Below are 26,276 nucleotides of genomic sequence, written 5' to 3'. Positions count from 1 at the left end.
ACACTATATTTTTGATATTTATTTTATAATAATATGTTCAATTCTTAACTAGTGTGTTGTTTTTCAGGTAAAAGAAAGAGGAACAAGTCCTCTTTCTTTTATATAAATATTATGTAATATGTTATTTAATAGCATTTAATAAAACCTCGACAGGGTGTAAAGCATCTCTGTCGGTTCCATCTTTAATTTGATGTCTACAACTTGTTCCTGATGCAGCAACAATCACATCATTATCCAAAGCTCTAACCGTAGGGAAAAGTACTAACTCTCCAACATTCATAGAAACTTCGTAATGTTCTTTCTCATATCCAAAAGAACCCGCCATACCACAACATCCCGTCGGGATAATTTGTACTTTATAGTTTTTCGGTAAACTCAACATTTGTTTACCGGTTACTTGGGTACCTGTTGCTTTTTGCTGACAGTGTGTATGTAGCTTAATTAGTTTTTCTTCATCAGTAAACTGATCTTCTGAAATACGACCTGCTTTCATTTCTTTGGCAATAAACTCGTCGATCATCAACGCATGTTTTGCTAATTCATTTGCGGCAGGCTTTAAATGATCATGAACGATATCAGGGTATTCGTCTCTAAAGGCCATAATAGTTGATGGTTCGATACCAATTAATGGAGTTTCCTCAGAGATGTAATCTTTCAACATCGATACGTTTTTACATGCTAGGTCTTGCGCTTCATCCAAGAAACCTTTTGATATAAAAGTACGACCACTATCTACGTGTGGCTGATAATGTACTTCATAACCTAGTTTTTCTAATAATTCTATCGTTTTTAAACCAATCTTTGTATCGTTAAAGTTGGTAAACTCATCACAGAAAATATAAACTTTACCTTTTGCAGCAGGTTTAGAAACGTATTTCTTCAACCAGCTTTTAAATGTAAACTTATGTACTTTAGGTACTGATCTTTCTTGTGCAAAGCCAGTAAATGATTTAAAGATGCTTCCTGTAAGTGGATTACTGATCATTAAATTGAATAACCCAGGAGTTAACATCGCCATTTGCGTTAACTTAGGGAAGTAAGCAATTAATTTTGAACGTAAAGGCGCACCATTCGCTTTATAATATTGATGTAGGAATTCTGCTTTTAGCTTGGCAATATCAACATTAGAAGGACATTCTGATTTACAACCCTTACAAGAAAGGCAAAGGTCCATTACTTCGTAGATCTCCTTATGATTAAAACGGTTAATCTGATAAGGTGCTCTTAAGTATTCTCTTAATATGTTTGCTCTAGCACGAGTTGTGTTTTTCTCGTTTCTAGTAGCCATATAAGAAGGACACATTGTTCCACCTGTTACCTCTGTTTTACGACAAGCACCCGCTCCATTACAAAACTCTGCTGCACGTAATACACCATGTGCTGCACTAAAGTCTAGGGTTGTTTTAATCTCAGGAGTATCGATACCAGGCATAAAACGAAGACTTTCGTTCATAGGAGGAGTGTCCACAATCTTGTTAGGGTTAAAGATATTATTACCATCCCAAGAACGTTTTACCGCTTCGATAAGTTTAAAGTTTTTCTCACCTACCATAAACTCGATAAACTCACCTCTCAATCGACCATCACCGTGTTCACCACTTAGCGATCCTCTATATTTCTTCACCAAATGAGCAATCTCATCGGCAATTGTTTTAAACATTTTATTTCCTTCTTCCGTCTTCAAATCAAGGATAGGACGAAGGTGAAGTTCACCCGAACCAGCATGTGCATAATGCACACATGTCAGATCATATTTTTTAAGAGTGATATTGAATTCTTCGATATAAGCAGGAAGATCTTCTACATCAACAGCGGTATCTTCAATTACCGGAGCAGCTTTTGGGTCGCCCGGAACATTTGATAATAAACCAAGCCCAGCTTTTCTAAGATCCCAAACACGTTTTACATCTGCACCTTCCACTAGCTTAAAGAAAGTACCCATTCCTGCTTCTTTATACGCAGCTTCTAAATCTGCGGCAGCTTGTCGCATTTCTTCCTGAGTATCTCTAGCAATTTCTGTCACCAAAACAGCAGCCGGATCACCATTTAAGAAAAACCTATTCTGACTGTGCTCAATACTGTTTTTAGTACAATCCAAAATGTATTTGTCCATTAACTCAACCGCAGTTGGATTAAATTTTAGGGAAATCAAATTGGCTTTTAATGATTCATCAATGGAATCGAATTGTGCACAAAGCACACCTTTATATTTTGGAGGAGTTGGATTACAGTGAAGTTTAATTTCAGTAATGAAGATCAAAGTACCTTCAGAACCGGCAATCAATTCACAGAAGTTGAAAGGTTTTCCATTAGGGTTGAATGGCTGCATCAGTGCAAGCAAATCGATGGCATAACCAGTATTTCTTCTCGGAATAGATGGTTTAGGAAACTCTTTAGCAATTTCTTCACGCACCTCTTCAGGAAGAAGCATTTCTTCCACTTCTTTATATAAACGACCTTCCAAGTTATCTTGGGCCGCTTTAAGTTTGAATTCTTCAGGAGTAACCTCTTTAAAAACAGCCTCACTACCGTCACTTAGGAAACCTCTAACTTCTATTAAATGATCTCTAGTCGATCCATACAAAACAGAGTTCGATCCGCAAGAATTGTTTCCAACCATACCACCAATCATTGCACGGTTCGCAGTAGATGTTTCAGGCCCGAAGAATAAATCGTAATCTTTTAGATGTTTATTCAACTCATCTCGAATAACACCCGGCTGTACTTTAACCCAACCTTCTTCCTTATTAGTTTCTAAAATTTTGGTGAATGTTCTCGATACATCCACAACGATGCCGCTACCTACTACTTGTCCTGCCAAAGAAGTACCTGCAGTTCTAGGAATAAGTGAGGTATTATATTCGTTAGCAAATTGAATAAGGGTTTTAATATCTTCCTCATCTCTTGGGAAAGCTACTGCTAAAGGAAGTTCTTTATATGCAGAGGCATCAGTAGAGTAGAGTGTTTTCATCACATCATCAAAATGTAATTCTCCTTTTAGCTTTTTTTGGAGATTTTGAAGATGTCTGCTGTTTATATTCAATTTTGCTGTCATTCTAAAAATATTATTGGTGTAATCGCACCGGATCGACAAATATTGTAATAGTATAATTCCTTGTTTGCAAATATAATAGTCACAACCGAATATTGATTCACATTATTCAGTGATTTTTTTATCAATTTAAAAAAAAGATGGTTGTATATTTGGCATAGTTTTTCGATTTTTTGTTTATTGGAGAAGTGCCAACGAAACACTTTATCTAATTTACAAGTATAATAACTTATAAGCGTAGTATTATTTTTTTAAACTTTATGGGATTGAATGTCAAAATATTAAGGTATTTATTTTTCATGTTCCTTTTATTTGGATCCACCTTAGCCCATGCTCAATATTATGATGATGAGCAGATGATTGAAGATCCATTAGTTAAACCTCACATATGGTCTCAACTAAAAGAAAACCCAACGGATGAAAATTTATGGGTAATGTATTTTGGTAAAGATTTGTTTGATATCACTGCTGAAGAATATCAACTTTATGAAATTCTTAAAAAAGATCTATTAAATGCTGATAAAGATTTTCAAGCACAACAAGAGCAAGCTAAAATAAACAGAGCATTATCTCGTGCTCAGGTAACACAAACTGAATACGAAGATTGGACAAGAAATATAAATCTTAATTTCGGTCAAATTGAACTGTACTTTACCGATAAGTTTTCAGAACTCGGTAGTGAATACGTTCCTTACTCTGAACTCTACGAAGAAGGAGAATATAATCTAACTCAGTGGGTAGATGAACACGAATCCAGACTCAAAGAGTTGCAAGATCTACAAGCCATCAATAACGGTGATTATTAAACTATCGGTATTGATAAAAAAATCCCATCAGTTGATAAGCTGATGGGATTTTTTATTTATTGTTTGATGATTCTCTTCTTCATCACTTCTCCTTTTACATATACGTGGAGGATATATACTCCAGATGCAATATCAGATAGTTGAATACTATTGGCAGTTCCTTTAATAACACACTTACCATACATATCAAACAGTTTAAATTGCTCTATTTCAGCAGTACTTCTAATAGTCAACCTATTTGATGTTGGATTGGGATATATAGAAATATCTTGATGTTCTAAACGATCTACAGAAGTAACATCTTGAGTTTTTCCTACGATATAAAATTCAGCAGCTGCCGTAAATGGTATATCAGGATCGTTTTGTGCTTCTGATAATGCCACCAATTTCATGTAACGTCCAGTAGCAGGTTCATCCAAAATAATTTTTTGAAGAATTTTATAATTCTCAACTAAATTATCTCCCCAGACGAGTGTCCCTTTTGCAACAGGATCTCCCCATTCAGAAGAAGAATTACTGATGTAGACCTCATAATCTCCAATGGCTCCATTCGGACCATATGCATCTTGTCGGTTGTAATAATGTACTTCTTCAATGTGATATTCCTGTTTCATATCAATTTGAACTTCATGAGGAAGGGCTGTTTTTTGATCTCTCCATTCCGTATGCCAAAAGGTTTCCATATCATCATCAATTGCATTTTCAGCAATACCATTGGTGTCTTCGCTGTCTACATAAATAATTTCCCAACCTGTTTTAAATGGATAATTATATGTTTTTTGATCAAGTTGTATGGTACCGAATTTTCTTGTGTCTTCTTTGGCTAGATTTTTACCAGTACTGTTTGCCCAGTTTAACTCATTTTCTATAAGTAGATTGGCATCTCTATCGATGACAGAGATTTCAAATCCCATTTTTCTAAGTTCAAGATTAGATACATCTGTAAGAATTCCATTCCAAGGAATCTTAGCTTCCAATAAATAACCTGAGGCATTCGTGGTGCTTGTATATTGAATGTTGTCGTCGTTTTCGGCTTTCCAATTCCCAATTTTGAAGTTTTCGTTGTTTTCTGCTCCATACTGTAAGCGAATCATTAGATCATCGTCGTATGCACCGTTTTCTTGATGTATATTATTAGGGTTGAAGTACAGTTCAATTGCATCTCCGTTTTCTTTATCCGATGAAGGGTTTAATACTTTAGGGAAATCATCGGTGACTTCTGCCAAGAGATATAAGTATTCTAAATCATAAGCTAATTTGAAAGTGTAATTAAGATCGCTTACAGTAGAAATTGCATTTCCATTTACTTCGTAATTACCTTTTTCTGCTTCTACATAATCCCAAAGAGCCTCTGCCTCACCATCAATTGTAATAGGAGTTTCTAATTGCTTGATTTTATATTCCCTTTTGGCTGCATAATCTTTAAAAGATTCATCTTCACATTCCAATTCAGCAGCAGGTGTGTTAATGTTCATAGCGACATTACCTTTGTCAGCTTGATACAATGCGATTCTATCGATAGGGTGAAATTTAGATCGGCCGGCGACTTGAATTTCATAAATTCCAGGTACTTCAAAATATGCATAAACATTCATGCCGTTGACTCCATGATGTTCCCCGAAACTATTCCAAGACCATTTATCAAGATCTTGAATCCACATTTTAATAAAGTGATTACCGTTGACCACTTTCTCTCCTGTGCTTGCTTTTATACCGTAATATTCTGTGGCTTCCACTTTTATCCAACTGTCGTTTTCTTCATCAAATTTAACGGCATTTTTACCATTTCTAGAGCGCCATTTTACTTGATAAGTTCCCGGATTAGAGATTTGAATTTTGTATGTGATAATACTTTCTTCAACAACACTACCGTAACTGTTTTGCCCTTGAAATTCTATATGACCATCACCCAATGCGTCTTCATCAAAGGAGTTGGTAAGTAGCCAATAGTCGTTTAGAGTGGTGTTTTCTGCCTCAAAGACAACATATCCGTCTCGTTCTACGAATACGTTTTTTTCGCATTCTTGAATAGTGGTTTGAGCATGAAGAGGAGTGGACAAAAAAGCGAATACCATGCATCCCCAAAAGATGAATTGTAGTTTTTTATTCATAAAGTTAAGATTGAAGTAGCTGTAGTTAAGTAAGCAATTATCTGATTAGTTAAGTTAGTTCAAATGCTTCATTTACAGCTTTTTTAATAATTCATTTCGGTGATAAATTTAATAGGATGATGAGGGTATTTGCGGAAAATTTTATCGCTAAATAGTGGGGGATAAAAATTTATATTTCTATACGAAAAGAGGGGTAAACAATGATACGTCCCCCATTTGAATCCATAAAAAAAGGATGAAATTTTTCAACTTCATCCTTTTTAATTATCTCCATTCGACTACACTTCCCCTTTCACGGGTGAGCATTTCTTTAGGAACATTTTCTTTTATAGTTTCTTCTAAAACTTTGATTAAGCTGGCTTTGGCAAAGTTTCTAGCATACACTAAACTGACTTCTCGCATTGGTCGTTCTTCTACGAAAGTCCTAATTTGATCTTTTCCATCTTCAGGAAGTAAATCAACGGCCAGTTCAGGAAGTAAAGTAAAACCTCCTTCTTTATCAACCAATCGAATTAAAGTTTCCAAAGATCCACTTTCATAAGAAATAGGTAACGAACTGTTCATTTTATTTGTACGCTGATAAGAACAAAGATTAATCATTTGATCTCTAAAACAGTGTCCTGCTGAAAGTAACCATATATCTGGAGAAGCCACATCGTTTAAGCTGACTTCTAACTGTCCCTCAAATTTGTAATTTGGATTGGTGTACACCATAATTTCCTCATATAACAGAGGAAGTTCATGGATCCCATTTTCGTTGATAGGAGTGACTAACAATCCGACATCAATTAAGTCTTTATTTAACTGACTGATGATTTCTTCTGTTTGAAGTTCCTTAACGATTAATTTGAGGTTAGGGTATTTTCTGGATATATCACCGACAAATAAAGGTAAGAGATAAGGGGCTAGCGTTGGGATAACACCCAATTTTAGTTCACCACTAATTTCTCCTTTGTGCTGAAGAATTATATCATCAATTTTTTTAGATTCTTGAAGTACAATTTTTCCTTGTTCGATAATTTTTTTTCCTATCTCGGTAGGTATAATGGGCTGTTTACCTCTATCAAATATGACAACATCAAGCAGTTCTTCGAGCTTTTTGATTTGCATACTTAAAGTAGGTTGAGTGACAAAGCAAGCTTCGGCTGCAGCTGAAAAACTTTGGTACTGATCAACAGCTATTATATATTCTATTTGTGTGATTGTCATATGATCATTAATTTGTCATAAAAATACCAACTTAAACACTTCAATTGAAAAAATTAAAAAGTCATTTTTTAAAAACATTTTATTTTTTTGCTTGTTATGCTTTATGTGAAGAGGATTTAACAATCATTTAGATCAGTTTCTAATTACTAACCCCTGTTGCAACATCATTTGTGATAATGTTCGTAAACTTATCACATTTGAATTTAGGTAATTAAAGCTACTCTTGTAACTTTGTGACTTCCTTTATGGTACGCTTTTGAAATTGGTCAGAAACGATCTAACATACTAATTAATGAAAGTAACAGTATCAAGGACTGCACATTTTAATGCGGCTCATCGCTTACACAATCCAAACTTGTCGGATGAATTAAACAAAAAGATATTCGGCAAATGTAATAACCCGTATTATCATGGACATAACTATAACCTTACCGTTAAGGTAACAGGTGAGATCGATGAAGTAACAGGCTATGTTATTGACATGAAAATTCTTAGAGATATCATTCAAAAACATGTTCTTGATAAATTCGATCATAAAAATTTAAATGAAGAGGTGGAAGAATTTTCTTCTTTGAATCCAACGGCAGAAAATATTTGTGTTGTGATTTGGCAACTACTGAGAAATCAGTTGGAAGAAAAATTTGACCTAAAAGTAATATTATATGAAACAGAAAGAAACTTCGTGGAGTACCCATCAATCTAAGGCAATTGCCCAGAATGGTATGGAGGTCTACAGAGAATCAGATATAGATGAAATTGGGGATAATCATGTTGGTACATCTTACGATACACCAATGAAAGAAGATGCCTTTGAATTGTCTGATGAAGAGAAAATAAATAAAATTTCAGGTCATTTTCGTGAGATTATGGATACACTTGGACTAGATCTAACGGATGATAGTTTAAGTGGAACTCCTAATAGAGTCGCGAAGATGTATGTGAAGGAAATATTTAGTGGTCTTAACCCAGAAAATAAGCCTGACATCAAGCTGTTTGACAATAAGTACAAATATGATGAGATGTTGATAGAGAAGAATATTCATTTCTATTCTAACTGTGAACATCACTTTGTACCTATTATTGGATTCGCACATGTTGCTTACATTTCTAATGGTAAAGTGATAGGACTTTCTAAAATCAATAGAATCGTTCAGCATTATGCTAAACGACCTCAAGTACAAGAGCGTCTAACAGTACAAATTGCGGAGGAATTGAAAAGAACATTAGGAACAGAAGATGTTGCGGTATTAATTGATGCGAAACATTTATGCGTTTCTATGAGAGGTATTGAGGATACTTACAGTGCTACTGTAACATCTCATTTCTCTGGCAAATTTAAAGAAGCAGATACTAGGAAGGAGTTTTTAAGTTTAGTACCAAAAACTTCTGAATAAAATATATCAAATAATAGAAGAAGAGATGATTACAATAGTGGTCATCTCTTTTCTTTTTAATGAAATCCTATTAATTTGTATAACACAATATTTACTATTCTAAAAACTTAGTGCTCTTCATAAACCTATGAAAAAATTCCTGTTACTTATATCGTTTCTATTTTTGTCTACTTTATCATTTGCTCAATTCCATTTTGGAATAGGAGGAGGTGGTAGTCAAGGAGTAGGAGATCTATCGCCCTTTTCTAACTTAGGTTACAGTGCCTATTTGGAGTTAGGTTATAATGCAGGTGAGAAATGGGACGGAATCCTTTCAGGACATGTAAATGCTTTTGCAGCTGTTCCAGTCGATCCTTCACTTACTCATGTATGGTATCAAGTTCCAATTATGGCATCAGGTAGATATTATATTATAGGAAAAGAGGGTACATTGTTTCACCCTTATGTACAAGGTGGTATAGGAGGTGTAAAGACTTATTTTTTACAACATAGAGGCACAGGTCAAGACCCTAAACCTATCGATGACTTTTGGAGCTTTGGAATTAGAGGTGGCGTCGGAGCAACTGTAGCCATATTTAATCTTCAGTTAAACTATTTGTATTCGGGGCAATATCAAGGATATACTCTAGGTGCTGTAGATTTTACAGTTGGATTTTATTTCTAATAAAAAAACAGTCCCTATAGAATAGAAACTGTTTCAAATTTTCAGTTCAATATGTAAAACTCTTTTAATAATGGGCTGAGAATAAATCTCAATATCTTGAGTTCGCTTTTCAAGTAATTTTAATATATATCACGTATTATATTTATTTGAGTTCATTGCGTTAAGGAATATTTGAAAAAAGCTTCATTCATATATCAATTGAATGAAGCTTTTTGGTTTTTATAAAAAAATGATCATTAATGTTGTATGACAATCTCTTTTTTAAAGATAGATTTACCATTATCATTTACAATAAGAACATAAATACCATTTTCCATTTCTCGGACATTTAATTGTTGATGATAACGTTCAGATTCTTGTTCATGAACTACTGGTATTTTTTGACCTGTTCCTGTATGTATAAGTTCAATATCGAGTTGATCGTTTTCTTCTAAATTATTTAATTCAATATTTAATACAGATTTACATGGAATAGGATACACATTTAGAATTCTCCCGTCATTTTTATGGGAAGAAATATGTATTAACTGTGTCCAATTTTGTTCTTTTCCATCAATATCTCTTTCAATAAGCCTATAGATGTGATTACCATAACTTACATTTTTATCTTCAAATTCATATTTTATTGTTGTATTGGAGTTCCCTGCTGCTTTAAATTTCTCAATATTTTTAAACTTCTCATTTTCGGTAGATGATCTTTGAAGGATAAATAATTTAGAATTGATTTCTGTAGCTGTTTCCCATTTTAGGTGTACTGAGTTCTCTACTACTTCTGCTTTGAAATAAACAAGCTTTACAGGTAGAGCTACTCCCGCTTGTGAATTTGGGGCATATGTCGTGATTAGATTTTTTATAATTGGTGGAATTTGATCTTTAGTATCTGGTGTAATTCTAGTTTGACCTCCTCCTCCATGGAAGAACGAAGATTGGATTTGAGTGTGTTCTCCTAAATAATGGTGACTTCTATCTGTTCCAATAATATCATTGTGTATAGCAGCATTTCCATGTCTACCACCATAAACTTCTTGAGTTTTAATGATATTACCCAAAACGATAAGGTTAGATTGAGGTGTAGAATGGAAGTTTATTGCTCCATTTGTTTTTAAATCTCTTTGAATAAGTATATTTCCTCTAACATTTACAGGAAGACTTGGATGATTTGCGTTAGGTTTTCCATGTTGACTAATCATAGTTACCAAACCATCCACATATAAAGATCCTTGTACAACTAGGGTCCCTCCATTGTCTATCAAAAAACTATGAGGGCTACTCCCGTTGGAAGAATAATTTTGTCCATTATGTGAATAATCACTATCAAAATATAAATCACCAGAGACAACAACAATATCTCCAGGTGCAACATAAAAGTTTTTGTAATGTCTACCATGTATGGTTTGAGTGGTTGCATAAGATTCTATTATCAGGAAATTGATAATAGCAAGAAATAGAATTTTTTTTGGATTCATATCAATTTATTCTTCTTCGATAATTATAGCTTGACTATTTTTTAAATTGCCTTTACTGTTAGTGGCATAAATGACCACATTTCCAGAATAGATCAATTGTTCTTTATTTTTTACTTTAAGTATATAGTTTCCAGCAGGGTAGTGGTGCACATTAAAAATACCTTTGTTACCTTCTATGGTAGGTTTAATATCCCAAATACTTTCATTTTGAGTATGATGTAATTTAATATCTAAAGACTTTGGATCTTCAAACTCTAGTTGAAGGATTAATTTAAAGTTGGTAGGGTTGGGTGAAACTTTTGCGACACCAAACTCTTCTCTATCATTTTTTCCTGCTGGAAGATGTCTTACCCAAATAAATTCTTCTAAATCTTGTTGTACAGTTCTAAGGCGATAATAATTTTCTTTGTTGGTATCAAAATTCTTGTCTTGTAGTTCGTATGGAGATATTTCTCTAGCATTTACCGCTGCGGGAATTTCTCCAATTGAAACATAGTCTACTCCATTTTCAGATTTTTCTACAATGAACTTTGAGCAATTTTTTTCCCTGAGTGTTTCCCAATAAATAAATGCTGTTTGATTGTTCACTTCGATATCAAAAAAGTCGACAATCGTAGGCCTTCTCAGTCTATTGGATTTAATTCCTTTACATATTGCTTCATTTCCTTCACATTCAAAAGAAGAAATCTTTTTGATATCCCCAGTAATATTGTCTTTGAACTTATTTCTTATGTAAAACTTACTTTGAACATCAATAGAAGCATTATTCCCAAGAAGTAGACTTCCTTTTTTACTCACAAAGCCAATATCGATATATGTACTTGAAATCTGACCTCTGATATCTGCAGTATAATCATCAATTTTTAAAAATATTTCGTGAGCATCTATAGTACCTGTTTCCTCTAAAGTAAACTCTCCTTGATGTGCAAAAATATTTATCTTCTGAGCAGTTAATTTACCTTCAATGATTAATGCAGCTTTATTGTTAATGGTTAATACATTGTTGACTAGTAAATTACCTTGGTTGGTAATCGTTAATTCACTCCCTGCAGGGACGTCAATACTACCTACAGATACATGATAAGATCTTGTATTAAAATCGATTATAAAGAATTTTTCTTTTACTGAAATAAAGCTGTTTTTATCAGGAACTACTTTTGGTGACCAATTATTTGGATTTTCCCAATCATCGATTGAAGTATAGCGTTCTAGTACTGGTTTTATATTTTGAAATGTGCCCTCAGCAAACCCTTCAAAAGCAAAGCATAAGAGAATAGAGAGTAGGAAAGTAAATTTCATATTTAAAGCAATAATAGTATTTGGTAGTTCGAATATTTTATAACAATAAGATACTAAAATATTACTAATAAATTTAGGATAGCTATAAAATTCCCTCGTCAGCAAAGCTAAAATATTTCTCGTTCCCAAAAATTAGGTGATCGAGTACGGGTAATTCCATAAACTGACCTGCAGCTTTTACTTTTTTTGTGAGTGAAATGTCTGCCTGACTTGGCTTTACATTTCCAGAAGGATGATTATGTGAAAGAATTATAGAACAGGCATTTTTCTCCAAAGCTTTTTTGAATATTATTTTAGGGTCAGCCACTGTACCTGTCATTCCCCCCATAGAGACCTTTTCTGTTCCTAGTACTTGATTACCCCGGTTAAGTAACACAATCCATAATTCCTCGTGATTAAGGTCTAATAAGTGTTCGGAAAGTAACTCGTAAATATCTTTCGAACAGGTAATTCTAACTTTTTCTTTGGTTTCCTGAAGTTTTCGACGCCTTCCCAGTTCTAATGCTGCTGTAATTGTTACCGCTTTTGCATCTCCAATACCTTGAATTTGTTTAAGGTCTTTAATACTAAACCCCGCTAAAGTGTTTAATTGATTGTTGGCAGCATTTAATAAAAGCTGAGCTACGGTAATTGCAGACATTTTTGGTGTTCCTGAGCCAATTAATAAGGCAATAAGTTCTGCGTCGGATAAAGCTTGACGCCCTTTTAATAACAGCTTTTCTCTTGGACGGTCTTCTTCTGCTAAGTTTTTGATACTTAGATGTAAGTCAGTTTCTGTGTACATAGTATTAAATCGTTAAGTTGAGCAATAAGAACGTAATAATAGGAAAGTTTCTTATAAAACAAAAGAGGTTAGCACTGTATGCTAACCTCTCCAATAAAGTATGAAATGAAATGAATTATTACTTATATTTTTAACTATTTGATGATTGAGAATGAATCTGAGTAAGAAACACCGTCGATAACCATCTCTGTAGTATATGTACCTTGAGGCAATGTTGATAAGTCAAAACGCTTTACATTTTTAGCACCTGCTAAGAATTTTGTAGAGTAAACTGACTCACCATCTTCTGTTCTAAGGTTTAATTTTACAAAACCTTCTACATCATTACCGATGATCAAGTTTAATTGATCTTCAACGATTGATGCTTTGAACTTTTGATCTGAAGTAGCTAATTGATAGTTCATCATTACTGCTGTTTTATTTGAAGTAATGTAAAACTCTCTAACTAACATTTTGTCTTCGAACTTTAATTTGAAGTTATATTTTCCTTCTGGTAATGATCTAAAGTTGATATCTTCTTTTACTTTTCCAGAAGCAATAACTGTTTTTTGCATAAATACTTTGCCTTCTGCATTAGCAATTGAGAAATTAACTTCTTCACCTTCTAAATTTTCTAACATTAATGTAGCTGAAGTTCCATTTGTTGAAGCTTTGAAGAAATAAGAGATTCCGTTAAATGGTAAGTAAACTTCAGTAGCAAATGAACTTAAACTTAATAATAACGCTGCAATGATTAATGATAACTTTTTCATGTTTTGATATATTTTGTTGTGTGTATATAAGTTTCAAATTTTTGTTGTACTTCCCGATTGAGTACATGACAAAGGTGTAGGATTATTTTCTTTTGTCAAAACTAAAATCAAAGAAATTTTATAAGTGTATTTTACCTATTTAATAATTTAATATTTCGTTCTAAATACACTTTATTCTTTTTTATTCATTAAGTGTACTTTGATCCTATTAGAATCTATTACATATCCTTTCTATATCAGCTTATAATTTTAAAAGTGTACGCGCTTACACTTAAAAGAAAAAAAATAAAATTTTATTGTTAATGAGTGTTAATGGTATTTTTTATTTCAATTTTCATCTAGAAAGTCGACTAAAAAATGAAAAAAGAAGAGATTTAAATCTTCAGTAAATCTTATAAAAACACTGTTTTTAAGGGTTTTAACCTGCGTTTTGACAGTTTTTTAATAGTTTGTAATACATTTATTGATTTTACTGAAAATGATTGTGAACTAATATTCATTTTTAGTTTTCAAACAGTTCACACTAGGTTAATATTGTAAATTGTTTGAAAATGACCATGAATAGAATATAGGGTGTTTTGAAATTTGATAAAAAATACATGGAGTGTTTTGACACTTTTTATTGTAGCCATAAGAAAAAAGTGATAACAGAAAATAGGGATGAAATATCTTACTGATATTAATGGAGTATTTATAAGTTTAACTGAGAAATAAAAAATGAATTATAAAAAATATGGACAACAAAAAAGAGGTTACCACTGAATGATAACCTCTCCCAATAAAGTATGAAATGAAATGAATTATTACTTATATTTTTATCAGTCTTAAAGACTGTTGATATCTTAATCTTTATTTGTGAGCAACTCTTTTCCGTTGATCACATTACAAATATGGGGTATTAATTTATTTTGTCAAAATTATTTACCGCAAAATTTTATAAGTGTATTTTAACACTTAATATCTATTTATTTTGTATTGACTACACTTAATGCATTTTGATTCATTAAGTGTAAGTTTATCCTATCTGATTATTTTTATATTGATGAATATCTCTTCATCTTTATTCGGTAAGGTTATAATCTACACTTATTAATTTTTTTTTCATTTTTTTTAAAAAAAACTTTTATTTGTCTCTATATCTTTGACAAAAGTCATTGATTTATCCTTACTTACTCATAATAAATGCATTATAAACATAACTCTTCTAACCATATTTTAATGGTAAGACCTGCATCCTTTGGTTTTAATAAGGATACAGCTGTGGATAACAAATTTCAGAACTTCGACGAGATTAAAAATCTGGATAACCTTGAAGAAAAAGCACTATCTGAATTTGATAACTATGTGAACTACTTAAGAGAAAATGATCTTGATGTTGTTGTTGTAGACGATACTCCAGATCCTTATACTCCAGATGCTTTGTTTCCTAATAATTGGTTTACAACTCATAAAGACGGGAGAATCTGTCTTTATCCAATGAAACCTCTAAATAGAAGACTAGAGCGAAGAACTGATGTGATCGAAATGTTAGAAATGTGCTTTCATGTTTCTGAGGTGGTTGATTTATCAAAAAATGAAGAAAATGATATTTTTCTAGAAGGAACTGGGAGTATTATTTTCGATAGGGTGAATAAAGTAGCTTTTGCTTGTCGTTCTCATAGGACAGATGAAGCTTTATTCGGTGATCATATGGAAAATTTGGGTTATGAACCAATATTATTCGATTCGGTTGACGAAGAAGGTACTCCAATTTATCATACCAATGTGATGTTGTCGATTGCATCAGACTTTGTGGTGATTTGCGGTGAATCTATCCCAGATCAAAAAGAAAAAGAACTACTTTTTGAAAAATTCAGAAGTTTAGAGAAAGAAATAATTGATGTAACCTACGAACAGTTAAAAGGTTTTACCTGTAATGTACTGGAAGTAACTAATTTAAAAGGAGAAAAAACATTAACGATGTCAACAAAGGCGTTTAATGCCTTTACTGATCAACAAAAAGAAACAATGTCTAAATATGTAAAACTTCTTCATTCCTCATTAGATACTATTGAAATAGTTTGTGGAGGTGGTAGCCGTTGCATGATGGCCGAAATATATTTAGATGAGCAACTTTATGTTTAATCAACTTTTCTTCTTTGTTCTAGTATTATAAGTGATATATGTGTTAGTGTACTTAAAAATAAAATTTTGTATCGACTTAAAGATCCAAGATTAGGACTAGCAATACCCATAATACCTATAAAGAGAAGAGTACATAAAATTGAAAATACCAACGCTCCTATTAAAAAGGGGCGTTTTTTTATGTTTTCAATTTTTGTGAATTGGAAGACAGCAAAACTAAAAACGATCAAAACAATCAAATTTTCTATCAAAGAATACCATTGAAATAGTGTTTTTGATGAATTCCAATTACTTAATTCAAAAGCACCTATTAATGCAAAAGGAAAGGAGATGATAAAACCACTTAAACTGCCATCAAAATAAGGAAGTTCAATAGCAGTACCGTCTTTAGAAGTACTATATAATTTAATGTAATTTGTTTCTAACGTCGTTAAGAGTCTCTGATAATCAAAATGATAATGAATTTTAGGTAATAGTAGTAGTATTAAAATGATAAGAACAGTAAAAGCAAAATATGTTTTTATGTTCACTTTTCTATTTGAAGCATTATTTCTAAACATAAATTGATTTACACTTAGCATCAAGAATAGATATAAGAAATAATAAAACTTGATTTGCAATAATAAAAAGGCAAAAAGTAAGTGAATAAAAAGTAGAGGCCAATTGATTCTTTTTTCTTTTTCAGTTTTCACCCAAAATCCTGCAATTGAAAAACAAATACCCATACAAATGGATTCTTTTATAATACCGCTGCTCCAAAAAGCAAACGATGGAAGAACGATAAAGGGAAGAATTAAACTAAAATGTAATTTTGGGTTATACTTTTTAAGGGTATTTATATAAAACCATATTCCCATAAACGAAAAAGTACTGAAGAATAAACCACTAATCCAATAATTATTATTGGTGAAAATGTTTATCAAACTGAGCAGAATACAAAAGATAGAAGTAGAGGCATTACTTTTTAAAAGTTGACTTTGTATATGTTCAGGGTAGTGGTAGGGTCTACTAAAAATATAATTGATATACTCCGAGGGCTGGTTTATTGCTAATTCAGAAAGAAATTTGGCGTCATTGAACAAAGCAAACGTATCTCCCCCTTGATAATAATAGGTATAAATAATACCGACCATACTACCTAATAAGAGTTTAGTCAGTAAAAATGGAAAATATAATTTACGAAAAGCCGATTTACTTGTGAATTCCGATTTCCAATGAAAGTAAATCAGTATAATGAATAGAAGTATGCCAATCCAAGTCATAAAAAAAGCAATCACCCCTTTATGGAATGATTGCTGAAATATAATGATATTTTGATATTCTAGAATATAGCTTCTGCAATATCTTTTACAGAAGTAGATCTACCCATAGAATAATAATGCATACTAGGTACACCAAATTCCATTAGTTCTTTGGCTTGCTGAATACCGAATTCAATACCCAATTGCTTAATCGCTTTATTGTCTTTACACTTCTCAGCTTCTTTAATTAGTTCCTGAGGGAAATCTAACTTAAAGATATTAGGTAAAAGTGTTAACTGTCTTTTTGTAGTCAATGGTTTCAGACCTGGAATAATAGGGACTGTAATACCAGCCTCACGACACCTTTTGACAAAATCGAAGTACTTTTGGTTATCAAAGAACATCTGAGTAACGATGTACTCAGCACCTAAATCAACTTTTTGCTTTAAGTATTTTATATCCGTATCTAGGTTACTTGCATCCATATGTTTTTCAGGATAACCCGCAACACCCATACAGAATCCACCTTTAAAACCAGATTCAGCATACATGAATTCACCTTTATTCAATTGATCTACATGTTCTACCAATTCAGAAGCGTATTTATATCCTTTAGGATGAGGAGTAAATGCAGCTTCACCTTTAGCAGCATCACCTCTAAGTGCAAGGATATTTTCAATTCCTAAGAAATTCAATTCAATAAGAATATTTTCCGTTTCTTCCTTAGAAAAACCACCACAAATAATATGAGGTACGGTGTCTACATTGTATTTGTGCATAATTGCAGCACAAACAGCAACTGTTCCGGGACGGTGTCTCTGAACAGATTTTTCAAACAATCCGTTAGGAAGTTCTTTATAAACATACTCCTCACGGTGATAAGTTACGTCCACGAACGCTGGATTGAATTCCATTAGAGGATCAATAGCATCAAATAATGATTGTATACTTTTACCTCTAACAGGTGGGAGTAACTCGAACGAGAACAAAGTTTTCTTCTCCCTTTCAGCTTGAATTAAACGATCTATAACTTTCAAAGGCCCTTTATTTAAGTGTTTGTTTGAAACAGTAAGTAGAAGTTACATAGTATGTATAAAATGTTTTCTACTCAATCGGACCGTAAATTTATTTTTAACATTCGCTATTCCCAAATAGATGGTGATAAATTTCATCAAAAGCATCAATTATTTTAAGAAATTCACAAAAAAGGATAGTATTTCTTGAAATATGTTATAAAAAAAGAGAAGCTAAAAGGCTTCTCTCTAAGTGTCTTATATAAACTACAGATGATCAAATCACTAATTGATAAAAATAAAAAGCAATTTATTCAAAAGGATTAGAAGGAATGAATTCCCCTTTATCATTTTTAAAATATTTTGTTTCTATCTGCTGTCTTAGGTTGATATAAGTGGCATAATCTCCTTCAAATTCGACTCTTTTATCGATGGTTTCATCAAATCGATCTAAAAGACATAAAGCCACTTCAGAAATTTCTCTCACTGCATTGTTGTTGCCTGGATTTCCTGTGATATAATCACAATGTCCATTCATTCTACAGTATTCAGTAAAGAGAGGACTGCCGTCACGGCCAATCATAAATCGAGCACCTACTGCTTTTGCTAAAGATATATCCAAAATATCATCAAAAGTAAACATAATTTCTTCTGGCTGAACACCAGAAAGTTCGTCTACCAATGGCAATACTTTTACTTTATCTTTTACTAGATAGCAAACAGCATCCAAATGTTCCCTTTGTGCCCATTTAAAAGCAGCTTCGTTGTATTCTCCTGTAACAACGGCTGTAAAAGGGATTTTACCATGTTCCAAAAAATAGCCGAAACGTAGCATATTTACACCCATAGAGTCCACTTCAGAGAAAGGACTTGGCATATTTCCACCTTTAACGCCATTATTAAAAACGCCATCCCAATCGAAAATTAGGCCTTTTACATTTTTCAATTGCTCTAAAAGAGAAGAGGAGGGTGCTACGAACACTCCTCCTCCTTCAACAAATAATTCTTCTCTCATAAGAGATTATATTATTTTACGATATCTTGAACGTCTAACATACCAATAGCTTTACCGTCTAAAGTAACTACTAGTTCGTCAACTTGCTTTTCTTTAATCAAGTTATGAGCAGCGAATAACAATTCGTGAGCATCGATAGAAATAGGAGCAGTAAGTCCTAATTCGTTTACTTTGATACCAGAAACGTCACCACCTTTCTCAGTTACTAAACGACGAAGATCGCCATCAGTAAAGATTCCGATAGGGTTTTTCTCAGCATCAATTACTGTAACTGCACCAGTTTTGTAAGTAGTCATAGCTACTAAACAATCAGCAACAGTAGTTTCAGCTGTTACTGTAGGGTTTGTTTCAGAAATCGCATCACCTACGCGTTCAGTCATTAAACGAGTATCGTTGATGAACTGATCAGTACCGATTTTCGTGAAGTGGTTATCAGTTAACTGCTTCATGATTTTCCAAGGTACAGTAATCGTGTGAACACCAAGTTCTACAGCATCACGGATGTGTTGGATTGTACGAACTGATGAGAACATGATTTTAGTATTGTAACCGTAGTAGTTTACAGCTTCAACACATTGCTCTACTAAACCAAGAGCATCATGACCTTGATCTTGAAGACGACCTACAAGTGGACAAACGTAAGTTGCACCAGCTTGCATAGCCATATATGCTTGTTGTAAAGTATATACTAAGTGAATATTTACTTTAAAGCCTTCTTTAACCAACATAGAACAAGCTTTCAAACCTTCCATTGATACTGGAATTTTGTAAACTGTTTTGTCGCGGTCAAGACCTAAAGCTTCTTGTCTTTTTGCTTCTGCAACAATTTCCTCAGCTGTATCACCTAAAGCTTCGATTTGAAGTACAGGTACAATTTTAGAAAGTTCTACAATAGTTCCATCGATGTCTGTAATACCATGACGCGCCATGAAAGTAGGTGTCGTAGTTAATCCAGTCATGAAAGGTAACTGTTGGAAACTTGATTTGATCTCGTTGATCTCAGCAGAATCTAAATATAATTCCATTCTATAAGTATTTTACTATTATTTTATCTTAATGATTAGGGCTATTTCTATAGCTTAATTCAATATTATGAATTTCAATTAGTGGCTTTAAGAATTCCTCTAATTGTGTTACTTCTAATTGAGAAGCGGCATCACAAAGTGCTTCTGAAGGACATGGGTGAGTTTCGATAAATAAACCATCAACACCTGCAGCCACACCTGCTCTTGCCAAAGTACCTAAGTATTGACGAGCTCCTCCGTTAGGATCCGCAGAAGGAATACCATATTTACGGATAGAGTGAGTTACATCAAAAACAACAGGGTAATCTGTTTTTCTCATTTCGTAGAAAGAACGAGGGTCAACGACCATATCGTTGTAACCGAAAGTGAAACCTCTTTCTGTTAAGATGATATTTTTGTTACCTGTAGATTCTACTTTTTGAGCTGGCTTGATCATGTTCTCAGGAGCCAAGAACTGACCATGCTTGATATTCACTACTTTACCTGTTTCTGCGGCAGACACTACTAGGTCTGTTTGCATACATAAGTAAGCAGGGATTTGAATGATATCCAATACTTCAGCAGCAGGTTTTACCTGATCTGGGTAGTGAACATCTGATACCAATGAAAAACCGAATTCGTCTTTTACTTTTTGAAGAATACGAAGACCTTCCTCAATACCTGGACCTCTGTAGAAATCTACAGAAGAACGGTTATCTTTTTGGAAAGACGCCTTGTAGATCATAGGAATGTTTAGGCGTTCCGTTACTTCTTTTAACTTTTCAGCAGTTTTTAACATGATGCTCTCGTCCTCGATAACACAAGGTCCAGAGATCAGAAATAATTCGTCGGCTCCACAATTGATATCGCCAACTTTTACTATGTTTTTACTCATTTGTATTCGATTGCTATTTATAGTGGAATACCCAAAAAAAAGAGGTGTATTCCAATAAGCCGCAATTTAAAATTTTTTTGAATTAACGACCAATGATTAACGTTAGGTATTTGTAAATTTTATACTAACTCTTGCATAATATTCCTCACTCGTTCCAAATCTTCTTTTGTATCCACAGGAATACTGTCGTGTTCTGTAATTCCGACCTTAATTTGGTATCCATGTTCTACCCAACGAAGTTGTTCTAAACTCTCTAATTTTTCCAATGTTGTTGGAGCTAAAGTAGAGAACAGTTTTAGGGCTTCATCGGTATAGGCATATAATCCTAAGTGCTTGTAAAAAGTAGTATGTTGCATCCACTCACTACGTTTTTTCCCTCTAACCGTAGGAATGACTGCTCTACTAAAATAAAGTGCATTTTTATTGTGATCGAAAGTCACAAATACTTCACTATCGTTTTCTAAATCTTGCTGATGTACCACAGGAGTTACCAAAGTGGCAAAGTTGGTTTCATCATCAAAACTATTGACTAATTCTGTTAAAGTAGAAGGTTCCAATAGTGGTTCATCACCTTGGATATTGACTACGGCGTTGAATCCCGCAGAAGTTTGTTTGTTCACTAGTTCAAGCGCTTCAAGACATCTTGATGTTCCATTTTCGTGATTTGCCGAAGTCATAATCACTTTACCGCCAAAAGACTCTACAGCATCAACGATTCTGTGATCATCAGTGGCTACATACACATCTTCAATCGCGACTTTAGCTCGTTCATACACGTGTTGAATCATCGGTTTACCGCAAATATCTGCTAGAGGTTTTCCCTCTAAACGCGATGAACCGTAACGTGCAGGAATAAGTCCTAAAAACTTACGCATACTAAATATTTGGTTCTTATTCTATTAGGCTACAAAGGTAGCACTTTTGCAATAAGTGATATCATTTAGGTTGTAAATAATAACACTATTTTAATCAATGGAGATCTTCCAGGTGTAACTGCCTCCATTTGCTTGCCCTCTGAGTAGATAGGTTTTTGAAGATAGATGCTGAGGAAGATAAACAGTATATTTACTTCCATCCATCACATAAGGTACATGGGCCTGAATAAGTGAACCATCAACTTGAAGTAGATCAAAGGTAATTTGACCAATACTTGATGGAACAGTAATATTCACCCAACCGTTTTTAATTGGATTTGGATATAAAATACTATTCTCCAATAAAGAGACCACTGAAGAATTAGGGTTGTCAAGAAAAACTTCAATTTCTTTTGTAACAAAATAAGTACACCCTGCTTCGTTGGTAGCAGAGAGTCGGATTTCATGAGTACCCTGTCTACTAAAGTTGATGTCTACACTTGCTTGATCGTTGGCATTTAGTAACTCTCCATTATGATACCACTGCCAAGAAACGGCATCGTCTGTTTGTGCTAAAGTGGCAGTAACAGCACCTCCAACATAAGAGGAATTCTCTGATAATAGGAAGTTATTAATACTATTTTTAACAAGTACATCTATACGTAATGAATTATCTATACTGTTATTGACTGCACAAGTTACATAGAAAGTGGTGTCTCTTTCTAAATCTTCGAGAATAAGAGATGAACCTGTATATACCGGCGAGATCATAAGTGGGTTATCGTAGAAATTAAATGTACTACAACCATTAGGGGAGACAATTACTTTGGTATTTCTACAAACATTCATTGGAGTAGTTGCAGAAAGATAAGGGATAGCATCTCCAGTTAGTTGAACTAAGTCACCATCATATACAAAACGTCCCTGTGATTGTACATAATAATAATCGATACTATCAATAAGTACTTGGAAAAGTCGGCCTCTACCTTTTAACACTTTAGTATTGCCTTCCAATTTGTATAAAGCTAAAGAATCGAATGTTGTCGTTCTAATGTTCACCATTTCACCTTCATTCGCTACTTGATGAGCAATTGAAGGTGAAGGTCCTTTTAGCCAATATTCAGATGCTTTTTGTGCGGAATCTAATTGTGTTCTTATTACATCAATACTTTCTCCAACAACAAATAAAAATCCTACATGTACAGTTTCATTTAGTTTCACATCTGCTAATGCTGTTCCTAGAGCGGTGGCAATATTTGTCCCTCCAATAGTACTGTATCCAAGTACTTCGGTACCAATGCCGTTGGATAGAGTGGTTATTTTTTCTGCGTCTGTATAATCATTACTAATATCGATTTCAGAGTTGATAGGACGCATAATATCCATATTTTGAAGATGGACAGTCTCATTTCTATTTAATAATCGAATGGCACCATTCAAGAAATTATTAGAATGAAAGGCGTAAACTGTTTGCGTTACCGGATCATAATAACATCTGGAACTGTCTTCCTGGAAAGGTAGATCATTACCTTGATAACTAAAATTCCAGTCTGTAAATAGCCCGATTGCTAAAGAGTCTAAATCCCCAGTACCATTATTGGTAATTTGATACTCGGTAAAAATGGCTCTATCACGGTTGGTTTCGAATTTGCCAAATAATCTTTGAGTGATATTTAATCCAATAGGATCAGTCGCATTACCATCGTCATATTGAAATAGATATTCAGAATAAGGATAAACAGGATCTGTAGACGATGTTGTTACTTGTTGTATGGTATTAGTTCCTCTAAAATCAGCAGATCGAATATTGTTATCACTATCAGTATAAGCGACATCAACTACTTTGTTGTTAGCTACTAACATAAGACCTGTAGATTTAGTCATTGGATGAGAACCAAAGTTTAATCCATGAGCAGTACCTAAAGTACCGTCAGGTCTAAAATAACCGTTGATATTATTGAGACTGATGTATTGCTGTAACGTGAGGTTGATTTCTATATTTTGCCAATCGTAATAGTTATTAGCTTCATCATAAAATTCTATTTTGAAATAATGATTTTCATGAAGATTGGTTAAGAGTCCTAACTTAAATACAAAAGGATTAGGGTTGTTGGTTATTTGGGATTCTAATATTTGGCCAATTGTAACTTCATTAGAAACTGCAGTAATATTTGGGTCGTATGGAGTGAGTTTTACTTTGAGGTTGCTATTCCCATTGAATATATTTTGAATATCCATGTTGATTTCCATGGAGTCTCCAGCAGCTAAAAAGATATCACTAGAGTTCAATTTGTTGTAACGAATATTACTTGCTCGAGCTACGTGTATATTATCCTTTCCGGTTAAAGCTCGATGAGCATCAACAACTCCATAACCTTGTAAATATTTTAGACCATTATTCGCAGCAACATCGTAAAAAGTAGTATCTGAGGTATATCGAATTAACTCAGCCACTTGATAAGCCTTTAGATCAGGAAACTCTGAACGAATCAATCCTGCAATACCTGCAACCGTAGGAGAGGCGTAAGATGTTCCAAATTGATTGGCATAGCCAGAATTATGTGTTGATAAAGACCCATCAGCAGCTGCTACATCGATTAAATACCCTCTAGTTCTACCTGTATTTTCTCTATTTTGATTGACACCTGTTACTGATAAAACATTTTCATAAGAAGCAGGGTAATAATCAGAAGGGACATTACCATGAGGGTCATTACCTGCAGCAGCAATAAAGAGAATGTCATATTCAGGTGTTTCAGAATAATAATTAATCACTTCTTGATAAGAAATTTGATTACTACCTCTACTACCCCAAGACATATTGACAATCTTGACATTGTTTTGCTCACAAGTGTATACTAGACTACTTAGGCGGCTTCTAACGACGGGTAAATACGTACAGTTAAAACCACTACCAATAACACCTAGATTATTATCGCCAGTAGCAGATGCACTTCCAGATACATAAATACCATGTGCTGTACCAGATAAATCATTGGAGTTTCTTTTAAAGTTCCATCCATGTATATCATCTATATAGCCATTATTATCATCATCAACTCCATCAAAACCATTTGCTTCTGCTTCATTTACATAAAGATTGCCCATGAGGTCCTCATGAGAAGTATTAAAACCGGAGTCATGAATACCAATGACTACATTTTCATCACCTCTACTAATATCCCACGCTTCTGTGAGATTATGTAATGGTATAGAAAACTGTTCACCACTTCTAGTATCATTAGGAGTATATAAATCGTTTACATATTCTTCTATTTCTACATATTCTACTAGTGGATGTTCTTTTAATTTTTTTATTGCGTTTTCTACACTGCTTCCTGGCTGTAATTCAATTTCTAAAATATCAGGATAGGGTCTTGGGAAAAAACGTTCTGTAGAAAGGTTTCTTACTCTTCTTTGAATAAGGTGCATGTAAAACTTAGGTTTAAGCATTTTGGCGGGCTCATCTTTATCCGATAAATAAGATCGAGACCAGGGACCTAAAACTTCATTTTGATCGCTTTTAAGCTTTACATAAAGGACTGTATTTAGATTATCTTCAGAATCTTGTGCAGATAGAATCGTAGGAAACAATGTGACTCCTATAAAAAATAAAAAGATATGTAGAAATCTCAATAATTTCATAAATGGGTTGTATAGATAGTGATAAGCAGTTTTACAACTGGGTGTTATTGAAAAAATATATGTATAAAGTAGCGTCTATCAATCCATTAACCAATTGATAGCTTCACAAATATACTATAATTTATGTTGTTCTTAAAAATAGAAGAAGTCTATAGATTGATGAAGTAACCTATTTTTGGTTTTTAAACTTTCTTAGCTGAATAACTTTTTCGATCAATTCAGTATCATCCGCTAATTTTTTTAAAAGAATGTCTGCTTTTTGACGTCCATTTTTTAGATATTCATCTTCTCTTTCCCAGTCTAAACGAAACAATTTTCCTTTAGATATTTTACTTACACCAATTACTCTAGCTATTGGAGCTTGAATAGGAATATTATAAAAAGAAATCTGACGATCGAAATCATTTCTTAATACTTGATTTTCGAAGGCTCCTTTAATAGTTCTAGAAGTAGTTTTTAGGTCCATTACGACTTCTCCCTCAATAAATAGATCGGGTTTAGCTTTACACTCTAAACCTGTAACGGGATCTTTCCAGAAAATACACTTTTCTACCTGAGCATTTGAGTGAGAAAGCATTTCTTGCATTAACGGATAGTTTCTAGCTGTTTGAGCGATTCTATTGATTCGATTGGCTTGTTTTGCGGGTAGTTTTCTTTGAATTCTTACCCATTCTTCAGGTTCTAAAATTGCTGAATGAAGGTAAGTTCCTTCTCTTAGCGCTTTTTTGGGAGTGTGAGGTTGTTTTCCTAATAAAATAAGTTGAGCATTTCGAATATCTGTATTGGCAAGGGCAGGGTGGTTTCTGTAATCCGTTTCCTCCATTTCAACAATATCAAAATTAACTTTACTCATCTTATTTTATTAAATGTATTTGAACAATAAAACACAAAGATGCAATAGTTAAAAAGGAGGTGCAACTTTGATTGAGATATGTTCAATGAATATTT

At 33.5% G+C, this 26,276-nt stretch carries 20 protein-coding genes; 5 read left to right on the top strand and 15 right to left on the bottom strand.

All coding sequences use genetic code 11. The annotated features are described in order from the left end of the window. Positions 1-121: 121 nt before the first annotated feature. Positions 122-3,055, bottom strand: a complete 2,934-nt coding sequence (locus tag KMW28_RS16740; protein ID WP_169662799.1) for an FAD-binding and (Fe-S)-binding domain-containing protein — start codon at positions 3,053-3,055, stop codon at positions 122-124. A gap of 296 nt (positions 3,056-3,351) precedes the next feature. Here KMW28_RS16740 and KMW28_RS16735 point away from each other — a divergent pair, with 296 nt between their 5' ends. After that, on the top strand, positions 3,352-3,858 hold the full coding sequence (locus tag KMW28_RS16735) for a hypothetical protein (protein ID WP_066212631.1): 507 nt from the start codon (positions 3,352-3,354) through the stop codon (positions 3,856-3,858). Between the two features lie 56 nt (positions 3,859-3,914). Here KMW28_RS16735 and KMW28_RS16730 read toward each other — a convergent pair whose 3' ends face one another. Continuing rightward, a complete protein-coding gene (locus KMW28_RS16730; protein ID WP_169662797.1) occupies positions 3,915-5,969 on the bottom strand; it encodes a sugar-binding protein in 2,055 nt (684 codons plus the stop codon). A 264-nt stretch (positions 5,970-6,233) separates the two neighbouring features. Continuing rightward, positions 6,234-7,178, bottom strand: coding sequence for a hydrogen peroxide-inducible genes activator (locus KMW28_RS16725; protein ID WP_169662796.1), 945 nt, complete (start codon positions 7,176-7,178; stop codon positions 6,234-6,236). Positions 7,179-7,470: 292 nt separating this feature from the next. Between KMW28_RS16725 and KMW28_RS16720 the strand changes: the two genes are divergently transcribed. From KMW28_RS16720 to KMW28_RS16710, 3 genes are all read left to right on the top strand, one after another. After that, a complete protein-coding gene (locus KMW28_RS16720; RefSeq protein WP_066212641.1) occupies positions 7,471-7,881 on the top strand; it encodes a 6-pyruvoyl trahydropterin synthase family protein in 411 nt (136 codons plus the stop codon). Then, entirely contained in the window at positions 7,841-8,572 is a 732-nt protein-coding gene (gene folE / locus KMW28_RS16715; protein ID WP_084005983.1) for a GTP cyclohydrolase I FolE, read from the top strand. Before KMW28_RS16720 ends, folE begins: the two co-directional genes overlap by 41 nt. 127 nt (positions 8,573-8,699) lie before the next feature. Beyond that, entirely contained in the window at positions 8,700-9,236 is a 537-nt protein-coding gene (locus KMW28_RS16710; protein WP_169662795.1) for a hypothetical protein, read from the top strand. A 236-nt stretch (positions 9,237-9,472) separates the two neighbouring features. Here KMW28_RS16710 and KMW28_RS16705 read toward each other — a convergent pair whose 3' ends face one another. The 4 genes from KMW28_RS16705 to KMW28_RS16690 form a co-directional block, all read right to left on the bottom strand. After that, positions 9,473-10,702 (bottom strand): T9SS type A sorting domain-containing protein, encoded by a 1,230-nt coding sequence (locus KMW28_RS16705; RefSeq protein ID WP_169662794.1) that lies wholly within the window; start codon positions 10,700-10,702, stop codon positions 9,473-9,475. Positions 10,703-10,708: 6 nt separating this feature from the next. Continuing rightward, the gene (locus KMW28_RS16700; protein ID WP_169662793.1) at positions 10,709-12,001 is read right to left on the bottom strand and encodes a hypothetical protein; all 1,293 of its coding nucleotides are present in this window, start codon (positions 11,999-12,001) and stop codon (positions 10,709-10,711) included. Between the two features lie 82 nt (positions 12,002-12,083). After that, a complete protein-coding gene (radC, locus tag KMW28_RS16695; RefSeq protein ID WP_066212653.1) occupies positions 12,084-12,785 on the bottom strand; it encodes a RadC family protein in 702 nt (233 codons plus the stop codon). A 134-nt stretch (positions 12,786-12,919) separates the two neighbouring features. Beyond that, entirely contained in the window at positions 12,920-13,537 is a 618-nt protein-coding gene (locus KMW28_RS16690; protein ID WP_066212656.1) for a hypothetical protein, read from the bottom strand. A 1,182-nt stretch (positions 13,538-14,719) separates the two neighbouring features. On the opposite strand from KMW28_RS16690, the gene ctlX reads away from it, so the two are divergent. Further along, positions 14,720-15,661 carry a citrulline utilization hydrolase CtlX gene (gene ctlX, locus KMW28_RS16685; protein ID WP_169662792.1) on the top strand — a complete coding sequence of 314 codons (942 nt, stop codon included), beginning with the start codon at positions 14,720-14,722 and terminating at the stop codon, positions 15,659-15,661. On the opposite strand, the gene KMW28_RS16680 is transcribed toward ctlX, so the two are convergent. The 8 genes from KMW28_RS16680 to KMW28_RS16645 all read right to left on the bottom strand — a co-directional run bounded on the left by KMW28_RS16680 (position 15,658) and on the right by KMW28_RS16645 (position 26,181). Further along, on the bottom strand, positions 15,658-16,794 hold the full coding sequence (locus KMW28_RS16680) for a hypothetical protein (protein ID WP_169662791.1): 1,137 nt from the start codon (positions 16,792-16,794) through the stop codon (positions 15,658-15,660). The two genes, ctlX and KMW28_RS16680, sit on opposite strands and share 4 nt — an antisense overlap. 188 nt (positions 16,795-16,982) lie before the next feature. Then, a complete protein-coding gene (gene metF / locus KMW28_RS16675; RefSeq protein WP_084005984.1) occupies positions 16,983-17,939 on the bottom strand; it encodes a methylenetetrahydrofolate reductase [NAD(P)H] in 957 nt (318 codons plus the stop codon). A gap of 286 nt (positions 17,940-18,225) precedes the next feature. Then, positions 18,226-18,930 carry a phosphatase gene (locus tag KMW28_RS16670; RefSeq protein ID WP_169662790.1) on the bottom strand — a complete coding sequence of 235 codons (705 nt, stop codon included), beginning with the start codon at positions 18,928-18,930 and terminating at the stop codon, positions 18,226-18,228. A gap of 11 nt (positions 18,931-18,941) precedes the next feature. Next, a complete protein-coding gene (locus tag KMW28_RS16665) occupies positions 18,942-19,955 on the bottom strand; it encodes a transaldolase family protein (RefSeq protein WP_066212670.1) in 1,014 nt (337 codons plus the stop codon). A gap of 28 nt (positions 19,956-19,983) precedes the next feature. Further along, positions 19,984-20,829, bottom strand: a complete 846-nt coding sequence (gene kdsA, locus KMW28_RS16660; RefSeq protein ID WP_066212673.1) for a 3-deoxy-8-phosphooctulonate synthase — start codon at positions 20,827-20,829, stop codon at positions 19,984-19,986. Between the two features lie 119 nt (positions 20,830-20,948). After that, positions 20,949-21,704, bottom strand: coding sequence for a 3-deoxy-manno-octulosonate cytidylyltransferase (gene kdsB, locus KMW28_RS16655; RefSeq protein ID WP_169662789.1), 756 nt, complete (start codon positions 21,702-21,704; stop codon positions 20,949-20,951). 90 nt (positions 21,705-21,794) lie between these two features. Further along, positions 21,795-25,328, bottom strand: coding sequence for a S8 family serine peptidase (locus KMW28_RS16650; RefSeq protein WP_169662788.1), 3,534 nt, complete (start codon positions 25,326-25,328; stop codon positions 21,795-21,797). Between the two features lie 169 nt (positions 25,329-25,497). Next, positions 25,498-26,181 (bottom strand): PD-(D/E)XK nuclease-like domain-containing protein, encoded by a 684-nt coding sequence (locus tag KMW28_RS16645; RefSeq protein ID WP_169662787.1) that lies wholly within the window; start codon positions 26,179-26,181, stop codon positions 25,498-25,500. Positions 26,182-26,276 lie beyond the last annotated feature (95 nt).

Source organism: Flammeovirga yaeyamensis (assembly GCF_018736045.1).
Taxonomy (GTDB): Bacteria; Bacteroidota; Bacteroidia; order Cytophagales; family Flammeovirgaceae; genus Flammeovirga; species Flammeovirga yaeyamensis.
This window is presented reverse-complemented; position numbering and strand designations above follow the sequence as displayed.

Coding starts and splice junctions, on each gene's coding strand:
- folE (WP_084005983.1), top strand. CDS start 7,841: ATGAAACAGAAAGAAACTTCGTGGAGTACCCATCAATCTAAGGCAATT.
- KMW28_RS16710 (WP_169662795.1), top strand. CDS start 8,700: ATGAAAAAATTCCTGTTACTTATATCGTTTCTATTTTTGTCTACTTTA.
- kdsB (WP_169662789.1), bottom strand. CDS start 21,704: ATGCGTAAGTTTTTAGGACTTATTCCTGCACGTTACGGTTCATCGCGT.
- KMW28_RS16700 (WP_169662793.1), bottom strand. CDS start 12,001: ATGAAATTTACTTTCCTACTCTCTATTCTCTTATGCTTTGCTTTTGAA.
- KMW28_RS16650 (WP_169662788.1), bottom strand. CDS start 25,328: ATGAAATTATTGAGATTTCTACATATCTTTTTATTTTTTATAGGAGTC.
- KMW28_RS16730 (WP_169662797.1), bottom strand. CDS start 5,969: ATGAATAAAAAACTACAATTCATCTTTTGGGGATGCATGGTATTCGCT.
- KMW28_RS16720 (WP_066212641.1), top strand. CDS start 7,471: ATGAAAGTAACAGTATCAAGGACTGCACATTTTAATGCGGCTCATCGC.
- KMW28_RS16690 (WP_066212656.1), bottom strand. CDS start 13,537: ATGAAAAAGTTATCATTAATCATTGCAGCGTTATTATTAAGTTTAAGT.
- radC (WP_066212653.1), bottom strand. CDS start 12,785: ATGTACACAGAAACTGACTTACATCTAAGTATCAAAAACTTAGCAGAA.
- KMW28_RS16665 (WP_066212670.1), bottom strand. CDS start 19,955: ATGGAATTATATTTAGATTCTGCTGAGATCAACGAGATCAAATCAAGT.
- kdsA (WP_066212673.1), bottom strand. CDS start 20,829: ATGAGTAAAAACATAGTAAAAGTTGGCGATATCAATTGTGGAGCCGAC.
- KMW28_RS16705 (WP_169662794.1), bottom strand. CDS start 10,702: ATGAATCCAAAAAAAATTCTATTTCTTGCTATTATCAATTTCCTGATA.
- KMW28_RS16645 (WP_169662787.1), bottom strand. CDS start 26,181: ATGAGTAAAGTTAATTTTGATATTGTTGAAATGGAGGAAACGGATTAC.
- ctlX (WP_169662792.1), top strand. CDS start 14,720: ATGCATTATAAACATAACTCTTCTAACCATATTTTAATGGTAAGACCT.
- KMW28_RS16725 (WP_169662796.1), bottom strand. CDS start 7,178: ATGACAATCACACAAATAGAATATATAATAGCTGTTGATCAGTACCAA.
- KMW28_RS16740 (WP_169662799.1), bottom strand. CDS start 3,055: ATGACAGCAAAATTGAATATAAACAGCAGACATCTTCAAAATCTCCAA.
- KMW28_RS16680 (WP_169662791.1), bottom strand. CDS start 16,794: ATGGTCGGTATTATTTATACCTATTATTATCAAGGGGGAGATACGTTT.
- KMW28_RS16670 (WP_169662790.1), bottom strand. CDS start 18,930: ATGAGAGAAGAATTATTTGTTGAAGGAGGAGGAGTGTTCGTAGCACCC.
- KMW28_RS16735 (WP_066212631.1), top strand. CDS start 3,352: ATGTTCCTTTTATTTGGATCCACCTTAGCCCATGCTCAATATTATGAT.